The sequence below is a fragment of the Yersinia alsatica genome (assembly GCF_025133195.1).
Taxonomy (GTDB): domain Bacteria; phylum Pseudomonadota; class Gammaproteobacteria; order Enterobacterales; family Enterobacteriaceae; genus Yersinia; species Yersinia alsatica.
Genome location: NZ_CP104006.1, coordinates 588,606 through 611,019, shown reverse-complemented (window position 1 = coordinate 611,019; position 22,414 = coordinate 588,606). Strand labels below are relative to the sequence as shown.

Genomic DNA, 22,414 nt, shown 5'->3' with positions numbered 1-22,414 from the left:
AAAAATACTCAACCTTATAATTTTTATAGCTTAAATTACTTACACAAGCCTAGCTGTGCCACCGATGCTGAAGGATAGATAAGATCCTAGAAATCAATTAGAGTAATCTTATAAAAAATACCGCCCTCCTCGTTACTTATGGTGTAAAAGATGGACATCTTGCTGGCCCCTGGCGTGCTGGTGCGTAATGGCATTTTGCATATTGCTTCAATATTGAAAAATGATGCGGCTCCCGGCTATGTGACTATTCTATTAGTCGCCGCTCTTTGTATTATCGTAGTACGCTGGCGAAAGCTGGTTAAGCGCCGTCTTACTGCACTTGGCAGCATCCATGCCATTATTGCCAAAACCCCGGAAGATGAATTTAGCCAGCATGTAACTAACGTCGATGCCAGTATCGCTGCCTTAAATATGACAGAAGAACAGCAAAATGTGGCCGAGGCATGGAAGGAATATCGGGAAACCCATATTGTCGACGATCAGGACGGTAAGCTTGTCGTTCGCAATGCTGTTCGCCCTAGTCAGTTTTTTAATTTGGATGATTTGCATTTCACACAGGGATTCTGGCGCATCGTTCCGGGATTGTTTGTAACTATTGGTCTTTCTCTGACCTTCCTCGGCTTGATTTCTGCGCTTAATTCGATGAGTACCTCTCTGGACGATGGCGGTAGCGCGGCATTAGAAGGTTTACTTACCATCGCCTCAGCGAAGTTCATCATGTCGCTCACGGGCCTTTTCTGCTCAATAGTTTTTACCATAGGCTTGCGTAGCGGCACCTCACAGCTGGAAAAAACAGTTCATAGCCTCAATAGTTTGATTGAAAAACGCCTGACATTTATCAGTCTGGAAGATTTATCCATTCGTCAGCTAAAAGCTACGATTGAAAGTCGAGAACATTTCCGAAAGCTGGGACTTGAGATGGTGGCAGAAATTGGTCGCCCACTTCGCGAAGATCTGCCAAGAGCGATTTCGGAATCCATCAGCTCAGCAATTACCCCAGTCATAGAACAAGTTAGCCGCTTAGGTAATGATGGTGTCGGCGAAATGGTACAAAGTCTCTCCTCGCGTTTTTCTGAAGATGTTGGCCGGGCCTTAACACAAGCCAGTGAGCGTATTTCGCTGGCAGGCGATCAAATCAAATTGCTTGCGGAAAGAATGGATCAAAGCTCAGGGAAAATGGGCAACGAAATGGAAAGCGCTATTGGGCGCTTAGGTCTGGCGGTTGAAACACTGCGGGAAGGTATGTCACAAACAGCTGAAACGGCAACGTCTGCATTTAATCAAGGTGCCGAAAATCTGCTGGCAACCATGAACTCAACGCTACAAGGCATTAAAGACAATACGGGTGATGGCGCAAGAGCAATGGGCGAAGCAGCTGCAGATATGAAAGCCGCCGCCCTGGGGATCCGAACAGAAATGGAAACCGCAGCAAAACAGGGCGCAGAAGCCGCACAAGCTCGCATGTCAGAATCTGCCTCACAAGCGAGTGATGCTATCGGCCAGGCTGCGACAAACATACTGAGCGCATTTGATAATACCGCCGGAGAGATCACCAAAGTGACAGAAACGATGACTCAGAACGCCAGCAGCCAACTTCTTTCCCCTCTTTCTACTATTGCGGAAAAACTGGAAGGCGTCATGGGTATGCTTGACGAAACAAGTACCGCTTTACGTCGTGCTTCAGATGGTATTAAAGAGGGAGCCATTGCCTCTGAAAATGCATCAGGTAGCTTCCGCTCGTCGGCTCAATCACTCACTGACGCAGCTAACCCGATCCGCTCGGTGATGGAGCGTATTGAAATCAGCACGCGTCAACTACGTGAAAGCAGCGAGAATAGCCTTTCAGCTATTGCCAACGCAGCGAAAACGAATGCTGAGCAATCCGCTATGACACTGTCGGCAGCGCAAGAGACATTGGGTGGACAGCAGCGTGCGGTTGAATCCACTCTGACTAACCTTCAGTCTCTGATCACTGCATTACGTGGTCAGGGTGAACGGCTGGATAGTATTGATGAGAAGCTCGGCAAGGCGTTCGACTCTTATCAGGAGCAAGTTGCAACGTCTGTAGAAACACTGTTTGATCACGTTAAAACTATGCAGTCCGCGTTAATGCCAGCACTGGATACAATGCAGGGTATTGTCCACCAGGCCGAAAACTTTGCGCCTAAACAGGGACGCATGTCGTGAGAGGGAACGCCAATCGCAAGCGTTCAAATGAAGAGGAAGAAGAATCCGTCTTTGTTTCAATGACGGACATGACGGTGAGCTTCCTGTTTATCGTTATGGTGCTGCTCGCATTCTTTGCCAGCCGGTATAACGATAAAAATACTGTTCCCCGTGACGAATATGAACAAGCTGTTCAATCACGCGATAAAACGATTGAAGATCTCCGCTCTGAAATAGCAGCATTGAAGCGAGTTGATCCTTTGGAACAGTATATGTCTCGCGCAGCAACAGCTCGCCTTAACCTACTTTATCAGCTACGCGATAATCTCAAACAGTCTTTTCCATTGTTGCCAGTTGATGTGATTCCTGAGGAAGGAACTCTGCGTTTCCAAGGCGAAGGGCTATTTATCAGCAATAGTTTTGCCTTAAACGATGACAAGCGAAAGATTGTCGAAGCGCTGGCAAAAACCCTCGACTCACTCCTGCCCTGCTATACCTTTAACCAGAATACGGGTTGGAACAAAAGCTGTAATCCTTCATTCGCCATCATTGAGGCTGTTCAGATTGAAGGCCATACTGACTCGAAAGGTGATGGTGTTTATAACCTGAATCTTTCGACTAACCGTGCAATAACGACATTTACCAGCATGCTTGCGGCTGCACCGGATTTGGTCGCACATTTCAATATGCGGCATCAGCCGGTTCTTTCGGTTGCGGGCTACGGTAAAATGCGTCCTGTTCGCCCTAATGACACACAACAGAATATGGCAATGAATCGCCGCATCGATCTTCGCATTATTATGCATACACCAGCCAATGCTGCAGAAATTGAAGACATTCGCCAGCGTCTGATTGAACCGTTGAAGAAGAGCATGCCATGAAATTGAGCGATATCTTTCTGAAGCCAGTCGCACTTTTCAAGCCAGCAATAGCGGTATCAAAAGGTTTATCGGCCAAGATTCAAGCCATTCATGAGCGCTGGCCAGATGTAGTTAGAGAGATTGCCGAACGCGATCGTGAAAAGGTTTTACGCAAGCTGCTCGGGTATGTAGAAAGCTGGCAATGGGATGAGGTGAAAATGTCATTCATCTGCTCTGGGGCACCGATTGTTTTTGATAAAGAATTCAGAACTCAGGACGACTTTGCCGCGCTGCAAGAGTTTTATCTGCGGGAAACCATTGTTACGGACTCATCATCCTTTATTTCCGCAATGATTTCGGCATACATTCGCAGTTACGAACCTGGTTCAGCGCACACAACCAAAATTAAAAACTGTCTTGATATCTCCAGCGAGCACATGAGCGATAAATGGAAAGATGTTATCGATCAATTACCTGAATTCTTTGACGCTAATCAGGCACATCAAGCGTTGGCCGAAAAAATGGTGATGATGGACTCACCATGGAAAGGGCTCAAACAGTTTGGCATCACACACCCGCACGAGCCGGGTTTAATGTCGCATGCTCATCTAGCATATATCGCGTTGCTTAGGCCTGAATTAAATGAAAAAGCAACCATTAAGAAACTATTTGCCTGGTTGAAACCCGATGGCAAAAGTAACGCGTTAATGAGTGGTGCTTCTGAGGCCATCAATGCGTTGTTGTCACATTGGCTGTATAAGCACCCCGACGAGGGGCTCTCACGTTTTCTGACTGAAACACTTGTAGCTTTTTACGAAGATCCACGCCTGAGTCGCGGGGGCGTATGGGGCAGCGTGGATGAAGAATGCCGTAATCTCATCATTAACTGGCTCACGCGTGAGAACATTTTGTTCTTCCTGGATGTGGTCTCGAAAGTGGAAGACAGCCATATGTGGGAACCACGGCGTGAATTTTGGTTAGGGCTTTATAACCAAGGAAAAATCACTGCAGCGTGGGTAGCGTTTAGCAGCATTGCCTCCCAAAAAGCAAAAGAAATGAAAGGTTCTATGAGGGACTCTTCAACGCTGAACTTCGGAATTCAAACGGCTCTTGGTAATCGTGATAAAACCTCATTGCTCATTTTACAAATTGGGAAATGCATCGTAATTGAAGGTTCACACAGTTATAAAGTTCATATTTTCAGAAATGATAATAAACGCAGCCCAGAACTGTACCAATTAAAATACAATTGCGAACAAATCCGTATGCTACCGAATCCTGTTGCTATTCCACATTTCAGCGGCTGGCAGGATAAAGTGCGTGAACAAATTGAGTATCTGTCATGACATTTACCTTCGATCATAATGCAGAAACGATCACTCTGAATATTGCTGAAGAAAAACAGAGTTTAATCAACCGTCTGTTTAAACGGCAGCAATCCGCAACATTATCTGGTCTCACGCATAACGATCGCGCCTTAGCTTTCGCTATAGCCGATCTGAAAGCCCTGGCGGAAGAATTTGAAGAACATTTGCACATAAGTCATGATTCTATAGAAATGAGTCACCGGTTGACTGGCCTACTTGACTCAGAAACAGCACAGAATCTGTGCTTACCTCCTCTTGTCGATTTGACATTAAAAACCGACATTGAAGGTTCATTAGGTAGCGATACTTTTCGTTTACAATATGAATGGCTACGCAACGGTGTTCGCCAAATACCACAACGAACAGGGGCAATTTTAGCCACATCTCAGGGTTTACGCCGGTTGCCATTATGGATGATGGAGGCCATTGAAGTCGCAGAAAAATTTACACCGGGCGGCGGTGAAGCATCCGACTGGGAATCGCTGGCTCGTTTCAGGCAGTCTCTCGATCCCGGCGTCCAGATGGGCAATGAGTTCAATGCCGTTCGGGTATCGATGACCGATTTTATGCAAGGTTTAGAAGTCTGTATTGCGGATCGTTTTTCTATTTCCACCAGCTCAAATGGCTCTGATGATTTCGAAATAGTCCCTTTCTCTGGCAGGAACATAGAAGAGCTAGAAAATAACGGAAAAGCTGTCAGCGAAGCTGCAGGTGAGCTACGTGAACAAACTTTGCGTCGTTTCCAGCAACGTGTCAGAACTCAAGGGGCTCTTTCCGCTTATCGTGTTGGCGAAGGCAATTATCTGGTCATTGACCGAAGCGCACGCCCTATTCTTGACATCATGGTACAGAAGCAAAAGTCTGCACCTGAAGAGCGACGCGCTTTTATCGAAAACCCACGACCTGCAATTACCGATGCTGTTGAAAAATACCTGAGGCAATCAGGTAAGCTGGATGGGCTCGATGAGGTCGGCGAGGAAGAAGCAATTGAAGCCATTTCAGGTCCCGCTTTTATCGAAACCGTTGAGTATTCCGAACGCGTTAAAGGTATTTTGCATTACCGAAAAGGTGCTGTTTCAGCGCACATGACTGGCGAAACGGTCTGGTTACCAGAGGTAATTCCCGACGCTCTAGCCAAAATTATTGATGCGATGGATAGCCACGCGCTGGCAAATGTCTGCGAGCAGATACGTAATGCCATAGATGCATCGCAACAGGGAGTTGAAGTCGCTTCTTATCCAATTAAAGCCACCGAAGACACGTTAGGCGCACTTGAAAAGCGACTGGCTGATCTTAAACAGATCGAGGCCGCGACAGAAATAACAGAAAAGAAAGATAAGCCCACAGTTGATAATCCACATGCTGCTACGGTTATCCTTGATACCAAAGATAATTTTGAAGAAATATCTTGGAGGCCGGACCTTACAGAACGTCCTGTATTTATCGACGAGCAACTGCCTACAGGCGTTAAAACCGCATTGCGATCGCATCAACTAGAGAGCTTTAGCCTGCAACTTTCTTCGTGGAAGTCAGGAATGCCTGGCATCTTGAACGCAGATGAACAAGGATTGGGTAAGACGCTTCAAACCATTGCATTTCTTCGCTGGTTAAAAGAGAACAACCGCGTCAATACTGCCAGCAATAAAGAATGCGGACCGATATTAATTGTGGCGCCCACATCCCTCCTGGAAAATTGGAATGCAGAGGTAGTACAGCATACTGATGGCGAAGGGCTCGGCCATTTGCTCCGCCTATATGGTTCATCATTAAGTCAGTATAAAAATTTCGATGCTAAAGGTGTCGAGACAAAAGATGGTACTCACTTACTGAATTTTCGGCAGCTACATGAAGCGATCGAGGAGGGCAAAGGCCATCGCTTCTGGATATTAACAACTTACACAACGCTCACCAATTATCAGCATTCCCTTGCGAAAATTCATTTCTCAGCCGTTGTCTTTGATGAGATTCAGGCAATAAAAAATCCTGACTCGCTTCGCGCCCGTGCAGCTCGAGCCATCAATGCTGACTATCGAATTGGCCTTACAGGCACACCTATTGAGAATACAACAAGTGACCTATGGGCGGTCATGGATCAACTGGCCCCCGGGTCTCTCGATACGTTACGTAATTTCAATAGCCTGTACAGCGAACCTGATGAACAGAATATGCTTCAACTGTATCAGCTGGTTTTTGAGCCTCGCAATCAGCTACCGCCTTTAGCGTTTCGTCGTTTAAAAGAAGACGTTGCGAAAGAGCTGCCCTCTAAAACACGTTTTCTGCATCCTCGTTTAATGCCTGAAGGGCAGGCAATTGCCTACGAAACCGCCCGGCTCAAACTTTCGCAAGGTGGTCCTGGCGCCGCACTGAAAATGCTACAGCATATACGTGGCGTTTCAGTTCACCCGGCGATGGAGATGAGTGGAAACAGTCAGAGTTTTATCGATGCTTCTGCTCGCCTGAATGCATGCTTCAAAATTCTGCATCACATTAAGGCAAAAGGTGAACGTGTTCTGGTTTTCATTGAGCATCGAAAGATGCAATTCCGTTTTATGGAGTTAGCACGACAAGAATTTGGCCTTGAGAAAATTGATCACATTAATGGCGATACGCCTATCCAAAAGCGTCAGACTATTGTACGTCGATTCCAGTGTCATCTTGAACAGGATGGTGGCTTTGACTTATTAGTTCTCGGTCCCAAAGCGGCAGGAACAGGCCTGACATTAACTGCCGCCACTCACGTTATTCACTTGTCTCGCTGGTGGAATCCGGCTGTTGAAGAGCAATGTAATGACCGCGTTCACCGCATCGGACAAAAGTATCCAGTTCAAATCCATATGCCTATGGCCATCCATGCAGGTTATCAGGAGCATTCTTTTGACTGTTTGCTTCAAGGACTAATGTCACGAAAGAGAAACTTAGCACGTGCTGCACTCTGGCCAATGGGCGACAGCGCAGGTGACATCTCGCAACTGCAAGTGGCCTTGAAAAAGGAACAAAGTAAGGCAAATGGAGATGTTCTGGAAATTAGTATTCGAATGATGTTTGAAAGAGATGCTGAAACTGATGGTGCGCAGATGCATGATGGCTCCTATCGGATAAGCTAATTTCCATGATTTGTTTAAATCATAATAGAGGTAACAAGGATGTAACGGTCAACTAATACCGTAGCTCTTACCATCGGAGTTATAGAGCTGCGACTTGCAGACCTATAACCCATTATTTAAATGTGGGAAATTTGAACAATCATAGCGATTGCGATAAAACATTGATTGGGAAAGAATCACAAAGGTGAGGTCAATGGAAAGGAAGCAACAGTCCGAGGTCTGCGTACATCGTCTTGAAAAAGAAAAACCCTATTACTTTCCACCAGAGCAACAAAAATCTACTCCAGATTCCTTTTTCCAGCATACGTTAAAGCTAGCTTGGGATAATCGCGATTACATTGCGACCTGCTGCTGTGATCCGGCTCAGGAACTTAAGCTTTATATCAGAAGCCACAAAGGCTCCGGTCCATTTACTCTCTGCCGTAACCCAAACACCGGCCCCAGGCACAAACCGTCCTGCTCATATCACTCTCGTGTAAATACTGATGGTGGTGCAAAAGCATATTCATCATCGGCTGTCAGGGAAGAGGAGGACGGGACTCTGCGCATCGGGCTGGATTTTTCGTTATACGTATCAGCGGCTGCCCCTGAACGCGCAGCTCCGGCTGCAGTGCATCCCCCAAGGGAAAGAAAGCAAGTCAAACGCCTTAGGAAAATGAAAATGCTAGGTCTTCTTCATTTGCTTTGGGAAAATACGGGGCTTAACGAATGGGCACCCTGGCTGGAAGGTAATAGAAGGCTTACAACAGTAATGAGCCGTTTGTATAAGGAAGCCAGCAACATTAAACAAGGCCGCACAGTTCTGGCCAATGTTCTGTTGTTACAAGGAAACGAGCATGGCAATAAGAAGGCTGTCAATTACGCCTGCACGAAAAGTCGCCGTCTGATCGTCATCTCAGAACTGAATGAGTGGTCTTCAGCTCTGAATGTTGGTAATAATCTGCCTCTGGCAGGAACAACGAAGAACGGCCCCCCTGTCGGGATGCCATATCTAACCATCGATTACTCCCGTTGGGAAAGTTCCTTAGCCAGATTTCCACGTGATGTAGCATGGTGGCGACGTGGTGGTAAAATTATCGCAATTGCAGTTACAGACGTGCCAGAAGAGAGAAAATCTGCGAAGTCTAACAGGGTATATTTTTCCGCAAGTGTTCGTCAGGTTGTTTTAATGATGGTGAGTGAACGGTGGATCCCACTCGATTCATCTTACGAAGGGCTTATTGAAGAAAAGCTAGCTAAGGAACGACGCCAGTTTATCAAGCCATTGATTTATGATTCTGCGGAAGATCAGTATCATCCCGATTTCATACTCACGGATGTTAATGGTTCAGACTTCGTTCCACTTGAAGTTTGGGGGCGCGACACTGAGGATTATTTACAGCATAAAGCAGTTAAAGAAGAATGGTATCAGCAGGAATTTGGTGACTCCTGGTGGTCATGGGACGCTGTAAGGGATCGGAGGAGTGAAGAAATACCGACCTTCCCACCGCGAAAGAAACACTACGAATTCAGATACCCTATCGAGAAAGAGTCTTAGGGAAGTATGTAAGCTGCTGATGTTAATCTAACCCTTTGATTAGCTCAATACAGTTGGAACCCATCACATTAGTCAAAGAATAAGTGATATCAGAGCAGAGGAAACATCACGATGGATCTTGTGGATAGTATTGAAGCAGGCAAACTGACACTCAGTGAATTGATTGATACCCTAGCCGAAGATGAAAGTTATGAAACATCCAAGTGGAATCAGCGATATCGTGAATTTACGGCGCTGCTACAGCAAGCCCCTACATTCATGGGGCCTGAAACGGATGATTTAGTCAAACGACTTTGGTATGAACGTGATAACGGTATCGCCAGCATTCGTCAGGGTGTTCCGTCTTTGGCGGAATATCAGCAAAGCCTACCACTGCTCAGAGAATTAACCGAGCGTATTCGCCAGCAGCCGGATGAAGCAACTTACCAATATGTTGGCGATGCTCTACAGCAGGCTAAAGAGACCGGACTCCTGAAGCGTATGTATTGGAGTTTGAGAAATCGTGTTTTTGCCGCGTTTTCGCCTGAAACCTGCACCAGTACTGTGGATGAGAATGCTTTTAATAAAGCGGCAGAATTCCTAAATAAGCAATTCCACCTCGGTTTGGTACTGACCGGAAATTGGTTACAGAAAAATCATGCATTGAAACAAGCCATACATGCCCAATCTCCCAATGCAGATCCTTATTACGTAAATATGGCTATTTGGCATTTCTATGAATTGCTCCGTGAACGCGATAATGAACAGAGACAGGAGAAAGCCTCCAGCAATATATCCACATCCGACAATGAGTTGACGGATGTTAAACCCCCTTCGCATTCCCCAACTAACGTGATCTACTTTGGTCCACCAGGCACTGGCAAGACCTTCACATTGCAGCAAAAGATGAAAGAGTATACCTCTCATGCTGTACCAGCCGATCGTGATGCCTGGCTGGATTCTCGCCTTGAATCGTTGAGTTGGATGCAGGTTATAGCACTGGTGTTGCTCGATCTTGGTAAACGAGCAAAAGTTCGCCAAATGACGGAACACCAGTGGTTCCAACGTAAAGCGCTGCTGAATGGCCGTAGTAGCAACTTTTCGCAAACTGCTTGGGCGACGTTGCAATCCTTCACCATACCAGGGTCAACTACTGTTGCTTACAAAGGTCGTCGTGAACCTGCAATCTTTGACAAAACTGCGGATAGTGAATGGTTCTTGGTTGAATCTCAGTTAGAGCAAGTGGATGAGCTGTTTTCTCTTTATGCAGAGTTAAAGCAAGGTCCTAAATCTGCCGAAGCCATCCAGCGTTTTGCAGTGGTTACTTTCCACCAATCTTACGGCTATGAAGAATTTATTGAAGGTATCCGCGCGCGCTCTGACGAAAGTGGCAATATCTCTTACCCTATTGAGCCGGGGATCTTTATGCGCCTGTGTCAGCGTGCCAATGCCGATCCAGCACATCGCTACGCCATTTTCATTGATGAGATCAATCGTGGCAACATCTCCAAGATCTTTGGCGAATTGATCTCTCTCATTGAAGTAGACAAGCGTGCAGGTATGTCCAATGCAATGAGCCTGCAACTGTCTTATAGCGGTGATCACTTCAGCGTACCCGCCAATGTCGACATTATTGGAGCTATGAATACAGCAGACCGTTCTTTAGCTCTGATGGACACAGCTTTGCGCCGTCGCTTTGACTTTGTCGAGATGATGCCAGATCTCTCGTTGCTGAGTGGAACTAAGGTGAAAGGCATAGAACTCGAGTCGTTGTTAGAGAAAATCAACAGCCGCATCGAAGCACTTTACGATCGAGAACATACGCTAGGGCATGCGTTCTTTATGCCGGTTAAAAATGCACTCAATGCCGGTGATGAAGAGGCTGCATTTAAACAACTGAAGATCGCATTCCAGAAAAAGATCATTCCGCTGTTGCAGGAATACTTCTTCGATGACTGGAACAAGATCCGGCTGGTGCTGGCAGACAACCAAAAGCAAGACGACAGCCTACAATTCGTGATTGAGAAAACCGACGATCTAGATACGCTTTTTGGTAACAATCATGCTTTACGACGCCATGATCAGCAATCGACAGCTTACGAGCTCGAAGCATTTGATGAAGAGATCTGGAATATGCCACAAGCTTACCGTGCTATTTACCAACCCCAGCAGACCACTCTTAATGAGCGGGCAGTAAACCATGAGTGAAGTGATCTCTGTTTTTGAATATGATCTGTTAGGAAGCGGAAAAGCGGCATCAATTGGCGCAAAGCCAATTCCTCAACAGGTCTTTGATTATTTAGAAGAGCTTAGCCTAACCAGTACTCAAGGAAGCCAGTTTCTCAAACTCACCTCACGCTCAGGTTTCAAATTGCTGCAGGTGCAAAACTACGCGGGGATGCTTTCCACACCTCACGGTTTCCAGCTTGAGATACTGCCCAAGGTTGGTAAAAATCTCACAGCTGTGAATGCACGTGAAACATTGCTGACAATGCTAAGCCATCTGCCTGGGTTTCGACATATTCAAACCCAGCAAGCCACTCTCCAGGCTCAGCGCATGCCTTTGCTTGAAATTTTTATCAGTCAGTTTTTGCATAGCGTCAGCCAATTACTTAAACAAGGTTTACGATCCAACTATATGAGCGAGCAAGGTAACCTGTCTTTTATGAAGGGTAAACTAATGCTTTCCGCGCAGTTGCGGCATAACGTGGTGAGTCGTCATAAGTTTTGTGTCGATTATGATGACTATATGTCTGATTGCGCAGCCAATCGGCTCTTACACTCAGCGCTGGATAAGCTACTTAGCCTGAAGCTTTCATCTGAGAATCAACGCTGGCTTTATGAGCTGCGTTTTGCGTTTGACGGTATTCCACTTAGTCGGGATATTGAAAGAGATATAAGCAGCTTACGCCTGGAGCGTGGTATGGCTCATTACACCGAGCCAATGGCTTGGGCGCAGTTGATTCTGAGGGGAATGAGCCCGAGTGCCTTGCAAGGAAACGCCAAAGCCATGTCTCTCTTGTTCCCTATGGAAGCGGTATTTGAGTCCTTTGTTGCTCAAACTCTTCCCGACGAATTGCCCTCTCACTTCAAAGTTAAATCGCAGGCTGCCACTTATTCCCTTGTTAAGCATGGACTTAACGATTGCTTTAAGCTTCGCCCAGACTTGTTGATTCAATCACGCCAACCTGTTCAAACCAAAATGGTGATGGATACGAAATGGAAGCTGGTGAATAGCAGCCAGCAAACAAAATCACTATATGGACTGGCGCAAGCTGACTTCTATCAAATGTTTGCCTACGGCCAAAAATATCTTGATGGGAGCGGCGAAATGTATCTGATTTACCCTGCGCATGATGACTTTAGCCAACCGATACCGCAGCACTTTGCTTTTTCAGAAACCCTAAAATTATGGGTTGTGCCATACCAGATAACAGCAAAGCCCGGCGCAAGGATGATGTGGGCGGGGGGTGTGCTCTACGAGCAGAAACTTCTCCCCGCCTCCCGCCAGGACTTTTGAGCTAGTGAACAAATTATCAGGTAGGTAATCTCGCCAAACGCAACCCTTCACCACAGACATGGTGATCTGACCCTGATAATGAGCAAAAATCTGATTTATTCCACTGCACCCTTTACTTGTTGTGTTAATTTATTACGACTTAATTTTTATTATAAATTACATATAGTTGCGCTTCTAAACTTTATACAAAATTCTAATTAACGAGAGGTTTGTTGTGAGTCGATCAGAATACATTTATCTAATTAAGTGTACTTCTTGGCTAACTAAATTTCTAACCCACCGTGGATTGAAGGTTACAGATAGCCGACCGTTATTTGAGTACCATGCAACCAGTGATGAGTATGAAGAACTAAAACGGTTACTCCGCGATGTAGGGCAGGCTGAAGGACTTAAAAACGATAAAGGTTACGCAGCGTGTTTTACGTTATTTAGCGCCGAATGGTACCGAAGGGATTATGAGCGAATTCATGGCTGGAGTTGGGAGCCTATCTATAAAACTCTGGATATATCTCTATCCGCCCCGGAACTGAGTCTTATTGTACCGAAAGGTCTTGAAGATTACTGGAGACGCCCAGTTCGCTTTTACGACTCAGAACGACGCAACTTTTTAGGATCTTTGTTCAGTGAAGGCGGCCTGCCATTCAAGCTATTGAAAGAATCGGATAGCCGTTTTCAGTCTGTTTTTTCTAGAATTCTTAATCAATACGACCAATCTCTATCGTTAGGTTATTCAGTTTTAGCTTTAGTACAAGCGGTTGTCGAAAAGTCGCCGCTTCCAACTGTGTTTAAGGAAGATACGTCAGTTGAGCTTATTGGTCGTATGGCTGATCAGCTTATTTCACTTGTTCAGACTTACGACCTCAGTAATCATTCAGAACCCGTCAACGAACTTGACCGTGTTCATCCTAAATGGCGGGATAGTTTCCCAATGCCCTTAGATGATGAAACTGGCACCAGTTTCCTTAATGGCCTTTTGCGCACAGCCACTGTTGAAACTAAACCTCGATTACAAAAAAAAAGCAAAACAACTGGCTGTAATTTCTATTGGTCAGAACAACATCCTGATGAGATTCAAGCACATATTCTCCTTCCAAATGAATTAACGTTTGCTATTTCCAGTGAGCCATCAACGACTCGTTTCGAACTTGCTGTTTATGAAGATGGTGAAGAAGTCGCCAGTCTGGGGCCCGCGTATGCCAGGCTTGATAAAACGCAGGCGATCGTCAGGCTCCGTAAAAGTGAAGTGAGATTTGTAAGACAACAAACAACCGCAAGCCTATCGTTGGTCGCTCGAGCGGGTGGCATCATTGTCGGTTCTATCAAGCTAGATAGAGGAGAAATTGCAGTTGGAGATGTTCCTTTGACGTTTGTGCGTGACGAGGATCGCTGGTTATTACAAGGCCAGGCTTCCTGTAGCGTGCATAGCAGTGATGTACTCATCATTCTTCCTACGGAAGGCCGTCTGGCTTCGAAACATGAAGATTGTTCTTCTGATATTCGGGCGCTGGAACACCCTGTTTTGTCTATAAAAGGGCGACAGGACGTCATTTTTGAAGGTAACGAAACGTATAGAATTCGAACAGGTCGTGAGCAGGTAAAATATCCTGATTTAGCTTTACAGGGAAATCAGTTAGCTTGGTTATGCAGCCCCTATGAAACATTTGCTGGAATACCCAGAGTCATTCACAAGTTTGCCACAGCACAGAGAATTGAATACGAACGTTTCCTAAGCGGCAAAAGTATTGATAAATGTGATTTACATGAAACAATGGGGGCACATTACATTTCGATTCGAAATGAAGATAATGAAACATTATTACGCCGAAAAGTAGGGATTCTACCTTCGGATTTTCAGCTAGAAATTAAAAACAGAGAACAAGCAAACGAGGGGGTGATAATTATTTCCACTCAACATCCTTGTTTATATAGATTAAAGGATAAAACGCTCGAAGTTGGACGTAGCAAATCAGCAAATAAAACGGAAATAATGATTAAAGCGGAGGGAGTGCCACCTACTTCCGTTGTATTGCAGGTAACCCCTAATCTTGCTGGTAATCCCATCGATATTATTCTGCCTTTCCCAACAAAGGGTTGTTTGGTACTTGATGTTAATGGCCAACACCTACGCAAGAATATAACAATTAATGATCTGTTGGGGACCAGAGCATTTCTCTTTGGAAAAAATGGCGAGCCAGCCAGATTCCGCCTTGAACTGCGCCTAATGTCCAGAGCGAGACTGCAGGTGTGGTATGAATGGCGTTATACCGCAGGCGAACGTCCAGTTGAACTCAATTTGTATAGTCTAAGAGAACATATTGAGAACTTGCTCTCTCTGGAGACCGGCATTGACCAGATTGTGGAAATGCGTATAGATGGCGCAGGGAGCGTACTTACCTGGCAAATTCGACGATACAAATACAGCCTTAACTACGACTATGAAAGGCAGGTTCTTTTTAGCAACTCAGTGAATACTCACTCCGGGCAGATTCCTTCGCCAGTAATCATGTTGCTAAGCGAACCTGAAAGAAAGCCTGTTTCTATCACTTCGCGAATGAGCGAAGGTGTACCAGTTGGTGAATTTGAGCTGAGCTCTGTAATACAGAAGAATGGCCCCTGGCTGGTAGTTCCTGGAAAAGGTGAAGAAGCCGCTTTTAGGCCATGTTTTATTCGCGGTGAACCACCATTACCAACTGAAGTTCACGCCATCCAATCAATGCAAAAAGCGACACAGCTTTTTAACCCTCGGTCAGATGTGAATACAATCACCTTGGTTCTCGATCAAATGGCAAGTAGCCCCTCGCATTCAGGCTGGCAGTTCTTGCGAAGCTTGTACGAGCAATACGGATATTTACCTCTGGCCACTTTCGAAGTATGGCGAGCACTTGTTCAACATCCGCAAGCGTTGGCAATGTCATTGTTTAAATTTGAAATGTCTGTTGAATATCTCAGCCGCATTGAAAATGAATTTCCTATTTTCTGGGAGTTTTTACCAATTTTTGAAATAAAAGGGGCAGCGAATAGGTTTTGTACTTTCCTAACCCATAAAGGTGCACCAGAAGAAATGCAGAAAAGATTGCTGAATAAAATGTATCAGCAATTGGGAACTATTTTTCCGACCTATGCCAATGAAGTCCAAGAGTGGTTAAGTTTAGATTTACAACCACGTCCAATACCTCATTCGATGATGAGAGAAATTATACAAAATTGGTATCAGGATCTTCTGCGTGAGCATAGTGAATCAAGCTGGCCTGAATATGGTGGCTCTCAGCTTTATCACTGGATTTTGTCACAACAAGATTCTGTAGTTGATGTTTCTCCTGAAACAAGAGATCGCTACTCCGTTGCTTGGTTACCCGTATTTGCTGCAGCGGTTGCCAGCGGCAAAACGACATTTGAAAGTATTTTTGGCCATGAGCCAGGCACCTTATTTTTCTTAAGACAAGTCAGAGATTTTGATTCACGTTGGTTTAATTCGATTTTCCAGTACAGCTTATTGCGTAATGTTGCCGAAAAATAAAAAGGGACAAGAATGACTACACGCTACTTTTCTTCACTCATTGAACAATCACTCTCTCGCTCAACAGAAGCAACGCTTAGCATCATGGGTGTTACGAATCCTCAGCTCAGAGAACATCTTGCCCTTCAAATGAGGGCAGATTGTGGCAAAGCAGGTTCTTTCCTTGCGTCTCCAGTATTTGAACAGACATTTGGCTGGGAAGAATCAAAATACACCATGAAAATGCTGGCAACGGAGAAAACATTGCTTAGCAAAAAGGTAATTGACTCTCTGGATAGTGAACAAAATGGCCGCTATCGCTTTGGCGCTAACTGGAAACCGTTTACCCACCAGTTGGCTAGCTGGGAATCATTACTCGAGAAAAAACATTCGGTTGTTGTTACCAGCGGGACAGGTTCAGGTAAAACAGAATGCTTCATGGTGCCAGTACTCGAGGATCTTTATCGTGAATTACGCGATAGCGGCAATCAACCGCTAGTGGGAGTAAGAGCATTATTCCTCTACCCACTTAATGCTCTGATTAATTCGCAGCGTGAACGCCTGGATGCATGGACTCGTGGATTTAGTTCAGGGATTCGGTACTGCCTATATAACGGCAACACAGAAGAATTGCATGCCTCGGTAAAAAGCGAGCAGGCAAACAAGCCTAATGAAGTTTTATCACGTGAGAAAATGCGAGAAGAGCCAGCACCAATACTAGTGACGAACGGTACCATGCTGGAATACATGATGGTTCGTCAGGTTGATGCTCCAATAATTCAGCAATCGAAAGCAGAAAAATCATTACGCTGGATAGTTCTGGATGAAGCGCATACCTATGTAGGGTCTCAAGCAGCCGAGCTTGCCCTACAACTTCGTCGTGTAATGACTGCTTTCGGTGTCACGCCTGATGATGTTCGTTTTGTTGCAACGTCAGCAACCATTGCAGGAAGTGACTCAGAAAAGCAGCTAAAAAAATTCTTATCGGAACTGTCAGGAGTACCACAGGAACGTATTGATGTTTTGGGAGGCAATCGTGTTATTCCAGAACTTGATGCATGCAAAAATTATCTCGTCACACTTGATGAGCTTGAGCATATACCAGACTCAGGTAACGAAGGAATTAGCTTTGAGCGTTATAGTGCATTAACACACTCACCGGAAGCACGCTATTTACGAGAGATGCTGGTTAGCCAACCACGCCCAGTGAAACTTGATGTAATGACGAAACGCTTAAACGAGCTGACAAAGAATCATTACACGCAACAAGAAATTTTACGCTGGATAGATCTCTGTACAGGCACAAGTTTAAACGCACAAGATCCGGCTTTCCTTAAAGTAAGAGCGCATATTTTCCAACGTAATACCCAAGGGATATGGGCCTGCGCAGATAAGCATTGTTCAGCGAAGCACAACACGGCACTGGAAAAAAACTGGCCTTTTGGTTACGTGTATGTGAATCAGCGACAAAATTGCCATTGTGGTAGCCCTGTTTTTGAGCTTGCGTTCTGTAATGAGTGCAACGAACCGCACCTGTTGGCGAAGGATAAAAAAGGTAAGCTCGTACAGTGGGACAATAAAGGTGGGGATGAATTCTCGCTGCATGATGACATCCCAGATGACTTTGAAACATCGGGGGAGAAAGTTCAAAAAGAACATGTATTCCAGGCTCCGCAAATTATTGCGCCGGAATGCAATACTGAGGCCGGATATATAATCCAGCGGCTCGATCGTAATACCCGCAGCATTGGCGTTGTTCATAAAGACGCCATCCCTCTGGCAATTAACGAAAACGAACAGATTTGCAGCGCCAGCAATTGTGGCTATAAAGGCGGGAAAGGTCAGTCCCCCTTTAGACGCGCTTTGCTGGGAGGTCCTTTTTATGTCACGAATATTGTGCCCACGGTGTTGGAATACTGCCAGGATTTCGCCAATGATGAAGGTAAAGAGGGCGTAGGCCCACTATCATTGCCGGGGCGAGGACGACGACTAATTACCTTTACCGATAGCCGCCAGGGAACGGCACGGATGGCAGTAAGGATGCAGCAAGAAGCTGAGCGTAGTCGTTTGCGCGGTAGTGTGGTGGAGTTACTTTCCTGGCATCAGAGAAAACAGGCTGTAAATACTCCTAATGCACTGGCCGATGTAACGAAACTGGTTGAGATGGCTAAACAAGCCAGAGATGAGGCGAAAAACCTGCGTGACTGGGGTATGCCGGAAGAGGCAATTCTCTCAGAAGAAAAAGCAGAACGTATTGAACAGGCTATACAAAAAGCAACAGGTGGAAAAGTTAATATCGTTTTAACTTCGCTGACCTGGCAGGAGATGATTAATGAGCTTAAAGATAAGGCAGATATCAAAGGCTCGATTCTGCAGTACAACCACTATCTTAAACCTGAGATTTTTACTGAGAACAGTGGACCTCTGAAGCTTTCAGAGATGCTTCTATTTCGTGAATTTATGCGTCGACCGAAACGAACCAACAGCCTTGAAACACAAGGACTGGTACAGGTTGGCTACCAAGGGTTGGAGAAGCTACATAAAACCCCTGTTCACTGGCATGAACAAGGGCTTACTCTGGATGATTGGCGTGATTTTCTAAAAGTCACACTGGATTTTTATGTCAGAGAAAACAACTTCATTCAACTGGATTTAGAACTGAAGAACTGGATTGGCAGCCGTTTCTCTTCGAAATTTGTACGCAACCCTGAATCAAAAGACCCTGACGATAACCAAGTCAAACGTTGGCCCCAAATTCGTCATGGCAATGTTACCCATCGCTTGGTTAAGCTACTAATACTCGGGGCAAAATTCAGCACCGTAAACACTGTTACCATCGATATAGTTAACGCATGGTTGAAAGAAGCCTGGCTCGAATTAACCGGCCCTCTGGCTGTGTTAAAGCCAGACGGTAACCGTTTTTACTTGCCGAAAGAACATCTGACATTCTCCTTGATTCAAAAGGCGAGTATTTGCCCTGTTACCAATAAATTATTGGATACCACTTTCAAAGGACTCACTCCTTACTTACCCAGACATATACAGTTTGAACGCCTGACAAATACGCAATATAGCGCCTATATGGCACAGGAAGTAACACTACCTGAAGTCTGGGAACACGATCATTCACAGTTGGATTATGTCGAAGGGTTGGCGCAAACCCGGGAATGGGTATCACAAGATCCGCTAGTAGCTCATTTACGCTCGCAAAACGTCTGGACGGATATTAACGACCGCGTAGTGGAGGGAGGCTTTTACTATCGTACTGCTGAGCATTCAGCACAGCAATCAGCGGATCGTCTGCAAAGCTACGAAAAGATGTTTAAAAACGGGCAGCTTAACGTCCTTAACTGTTCCACCACCATGGAAATGGGCGTGGACATTGGCGGTATTTCCGCCGTAATAATGAATAACGTCCCTCCTCATCCTGCAAACTATTTACAGCGTGCGGGGCGGGCCGGACGTAGTAAAGAATCCCGCGCAATCTCCTACACGCTGTGTAAAGGAAACCCTCACGATCAGCAGGTTTTCGCCAATCCTCTCTGGCCATTTGAGACCGTGATTCCAGCACCGATGGTGGCAATGAACTCAGAACGATTGGTACAACGCCACGTTAATTCGCTACTACTTTCAGAATACTTGTGCCATGTGGTGGGAGAAACTAAGAAAGAGAAAACCAATCTGAATAGCGCGTGGTTCTTTGGTGAAGAGTTTGGGCAGTCTGTATGTAACAGCTTTAAGATTTGGCTTGAACGCCCCGCCCTGATAATTGATGACGCGCTTGAGCTTCTGGTAAAGGGTACCGCGTTAAATGCTGCAAGACCGGAATTTTTGCGGGAAAAGACTTTCCGTGCGATTACTGGCTTACAAAAACGTTGGCAGGGGATTTTCCACGATCTCGTGAAACAAGAACATGAATCACAGCCAAATACTCCGTATCGTAAGCGCCTGGAACTGGAGAAAAAACGGCATTGTGATGAATACCTATTGCGCGACCTTGCAGCGCGAACGTTCCTGCCTGGCTATGGTTTCCCGACGGATGTTGTGAACTTTGATAACTTCACCATGGAAGACTATGTCCGTGAGAAAACGCATAAAAGCCGTAATAAGAGCGACCGTGAAGATAACGTTTCACGTTATAAAGGACTGCCTTCACGCAACCTGTCTGTTGCCATTCGTGAATATGCCCCAGGAGCTGAGATCATTCTGGACGGACGTGTGTTCCGTTCAGCTGGCGTATCACTGCACTGGCACAATCTCAATGCTGATACCAATGAAGCCCAACGGTTGGACCGCGCTTGGCGTTGCCAGAAATGCGGTACGTTAGGCTATGAAGAAGGTATTGGTAGCTCTGTAGAATTATTCTGCACCAACCGTGACTGCGGTGAGCGAATTACTCGTGACAACACTCGTCAAGTGCTGCAGCCAGCCGGGTTTGTCACAGATGCTTATGACCCGGTAACGAATAACATTGAAACGATGAAGTTTATCCCGGTAGTTCCGGCATGGGTATTTGTTAAGGCGGAGCGTTTACCACTGCCAAACCCAGAGATGGGCTTTATGGCTTCAGGCGCTAATGGTCATGTATTCCAACAAAGTATGGGTGAAGGTGGACATGGTTATGCACTGTGCCTGAGCTGCGGTCGCGCGGAGTCGATGATAAGCGAAAAAGACGCGCCAAAATCAATGGAGGCGCATTATCCGCCACGTCCAGGAAAAGCCGACCGTGACAGCCAGAATCAGCGAATTATTTGCCCAGGCTCTACCGCGTTAAATACCAAAGTCACCCTTGGAGCGTTAGCGCGTACCGATGTATTTGAACTGATTTTACGTCGTCCACAGGACGGCGAGTATATCCCTGATAGCTCAGAAGAAGGGCGTATTGTTGCTATGACGCTGGCTGTTGCGCTGCGTCGGGCGCTTGCGGGTGTACTGGGTGTTTCTGCTGCGGAGTTGGGCTATGCGGTGCGCCCGGTCAGGCTGGAGAGTGAGGAATCAGTACTGGCAGTTCAGCTTTACGACGTCATCAGCGGCGGTGCGGGGTTCGCTTCCAGTGCACCATTGCATATCGAAGCGATACTGCAGGGAATGGTCAAACAGCTAGGATGCGCCCACTGCGATACCGCCTGTAGCGATTGTTTACTCGATTCGCAAACGCGTCACGATCATGACCATCTGGATCGCAAAGCCGCACTGGCCTGGCTAGGGGATGATTTCAGCCACTATATTGGTTTGCCAGACGAGGAGAAATTCTCGCTACCCGATGCGCAGTATTGCCCTGGTACAATTGAGGATGCAGTCCGTCGCGCAATTAACGAAGGGGCCGATAAACTTACGCTGTGGATGAATGGGCCGCTCAACGAATGGGATTTATATGCCCGACAGTTCCGCGCGGCAATCCAGAACTACCGGCTTAAAGACAGTGTCGCGGTTGAGATTGTCATTCCCGCTAGTATTGACGATCCGGAGGTGTTGCACGAACTGGCGCAGTTTGCGGCTATTGGCGTGCGGTTGTGCCATGCCGAACAGGAAGTGTCATTCCCTATTGTGGCGCAGATCGCTTTCGCCGATCGTGTCATAACGCTGGTATCACGCAGCCAGCAAGCCACGGTGCCTGGGCCGCACTGGCATCAGAATGACGAGCTGGTGGTTCGCAGCCAATACTATCGCCCTGTTGCTCTGCGTGGGTTTGAACTACCAGCCACGACAGTGAACTATAGTGAGCTGGTGAAAGACATTCAAATCCATAAAGAGTTGAATGGCCCGTTTTCACAGTTTGGTCAACGCTTCTGGGATGTACTTTCTAACGGCCATGAAAAAGCACAAAACCTGATGAAGACAAATCGGATTACCCATATTCACTATACCGATCGCTATCTGCAAAACCCGGTTGCGCTGGCGCTGCTGAGTGCTTTACTTAAGCCGCTGAAAACCTTAATGACCAAAGATGCGGAAGTGGTGATTGATACCTTATTCAAAAACAAAGATCGTCCAGGAAATCGACCTTCCCACGATTGGATGAGTGAAGCTGATTTTCAGGATTTTGCTGACCAGTGGTTTGCTGCATCAATAGGTAAGGCGGCTGACATAACTGTGTTCGACTACTCACGAGATATTCCACATCACCGTAAGTTGACAGTGAACTTTGATAATGGCCAGGTGCTGAAGATCCGCTTTGATCAGGGGATGGGCTACTGGCGTATCGACTTCCCATATGTCTGGCGCAGCTTTGACTTCAATGATGATGTTACTTCTCAGCTCCACAAAATGGCGAAAGCTTGTATGGAAGGAAAAGTGATTAACGGAGAGGAAAACTGGTCAACGGATGTGGTAGTTGAAGTGATGGAACCTTAAGGGATTATCGCTCCCGACGCGTTGTCGGGAG

9 protein-coding genes are annotated in these 22,414 nt (G+C 46.1%); all 9 read left to right on the top strand.

Annotated elements, in window-relative coordinates; all coding sequences use genetic code 11:
* The first annotated feature begins 150 nt into the window (after positions 1 to 150).
* The 9 genes from N0H69_RS02710 (at position 151) to N0H69_RS02670 (ending at position 22,383) form a co-directional block, all read left to right on the top strand.
* The gene (locus N0H69_RS02710; protein WP_049599955.1) at positions 151 to 2,187 is read left to right on the top strand and encodes a hypothetical protein; all 2,037 of its coding nucleotides are present in this window, start codon (positions 151 to 153) and stop codon (positions 2,185 to 2,187) included.
* Positions 2,184 to 3,047 carry an OmpA family protein gene (locus N0H69_RS02705; protein WP_019084202.1) on the top strand — a complete coding sequence of 288 codons (864 nt, stop codon included), beginning with the start codon at positions 2,184 to 2,186 and terminating at the stop codon, positions 3,045 to 3,047. Before N0H69_RS02710 ends, N0H69_RS02705 begins: the two co-directional genes overlap by 4 nt.
* Positions 3,044 to 4,372, top strand: a complete 1,329-nt coding sequence (locus N0H69_RS02700) for an EH signature domain-containing protein (protein WP_151420044.1) — start codon at positions 3,044 to 3,046, stop codon at positions 4,370 to 4,372. The genes N0H69_RS02705 and N0H69_RS02700 overlap by 4 nt, the downstream gene beginning before the upstream one ends.
* Positions 4,369 to 7,497, top strand: a complete 3,129-nt coding sequence (locus N0H69_RS02695) for a DEAD/DEAH box helicase (protein ID WP_049599963.1) — start codon at positions 4,369 to 4,371, stop codon at positions 7,495 to 7,497. The genes N0H69_RS02700 and N0H69_RS02695 overlap by 4 nt, the downstream gene beginning before the upstream one ends.
* 193 nt (positions 7,498 to 7,690) lie before the next feature.
* On the top strand, positions 7,691 to 9,034 hold the full coding sequence (locus N0H69_RS02690; protein WP_049599965.1) for a DUF1173 family protein: 1,344 nt from the start codon (positions 7,691 to 7,693) through the stop codon (positions 9,032 to 9,034).
* A gap of 111 nt (positions 9,035 to 9,145) precedes the next feature.
* Positions 9,146 to 11,221, top strand: a complete 2,076-nt coding sequence (locus N0H69_RS02685; protein WP_049599968.1) for an McrB family protein — start codon at positions 9,146 to 9,148, stop codon at positions 11,219 to 11,221.
* Positions 11,214 to 12,533 (top strand): McrC family protein, encoded by a 1,320-nt coding sequence (locus N0H69_RS02680; RefSeq protein WP_049599971.1) that lies wholly within the window; start codon positions 11,214 to 11,216, stop codon positions 12,531 to 12,533. Before N0H69_RS02685 ends, N0H69_RS02680 begins: the two co-directional genes overlap by 8 nt.
* A 214-nt stretch (positions 12,534 to 12,747) precedes the next feature.
* Complete coding sequence (locus N0H69_RS02675; protein ID WP_151420045.1) at positions 12,748 to 16,050, top strand: STY4851/ECs_5259 family protein; 3,303 nt, start codon at positions 12,748 to 12,750, stop codon at positions 16,048 to 16,050.
* A 12-nt stretch (positions 16,051 to 16,062) separates the two neighbouring features.
* Positions 16,063 to 22,383, top strand: a complete 6,321-nt coding sequence (locus tag N0H69_RS02670; protein ID WP_151420046.1) for a DEAD/DEAH box helicase family protein — start codon at positions 16,063 to 16,065, stop codon at positions 22,381 to 22,383.
* Positions 22,384 to 22,414 lie beyond the last annotated feature (31 nt).

Excerpts from the sequence above, each read along its gene's own strand:
- N0H69_RS02685 (WP_049599968.1), top strand. The coding sequence starts at position 9,146 with ATGGATCTTGTGGATAGTATTGAAGCAGGCAAACTGACACTCAGTGAA.
- N0H69_RS02680 (WP_049599971.1), top strand. The coding sequence starts at position 11,214 with ATGAGTGAAGTGATCTCTGTTTTTGAATATGATCTGTTAGGAAGCGGA.
- N0H69_RS02710 (WP_049599955.1), top strand. The coding sequence starts at position 151 with ATGGACATCTTGCTGGCCCCTGGCGTGCTGGTGCGTAATGGCATTTTG.
- N0H69_RS02700 (WP_151420044.1), top strand. The coding sequence starts at position 3,044 with ATGAAATTGAGCGATATCTTTCTGAAGCCAGTCGCACTTTTCAAGCCA.
- N0H69_RS02670 (WP_151420046.1), top strand. The coding sequence starts at position 16,063 with ATGACTACACGCTACTTTTCTTCACTCATTGAACAATCACTCTCTCGC.
- N0H69_RS02695 (WP_049599963.1), top strand. The coding sequence starts at position 4,369 with ATGACATTTACCTTCGATCATAATGCAGAAACGATCACTCTGAATATT.
- N0H69_RS02690 (WP_049599965.1), top strand. The coding sequence starts at position 7,691 with ATGGAAAGGAAGCAACAGTCCGAGGTCTGCGTACATCGTCTTGAAAAA.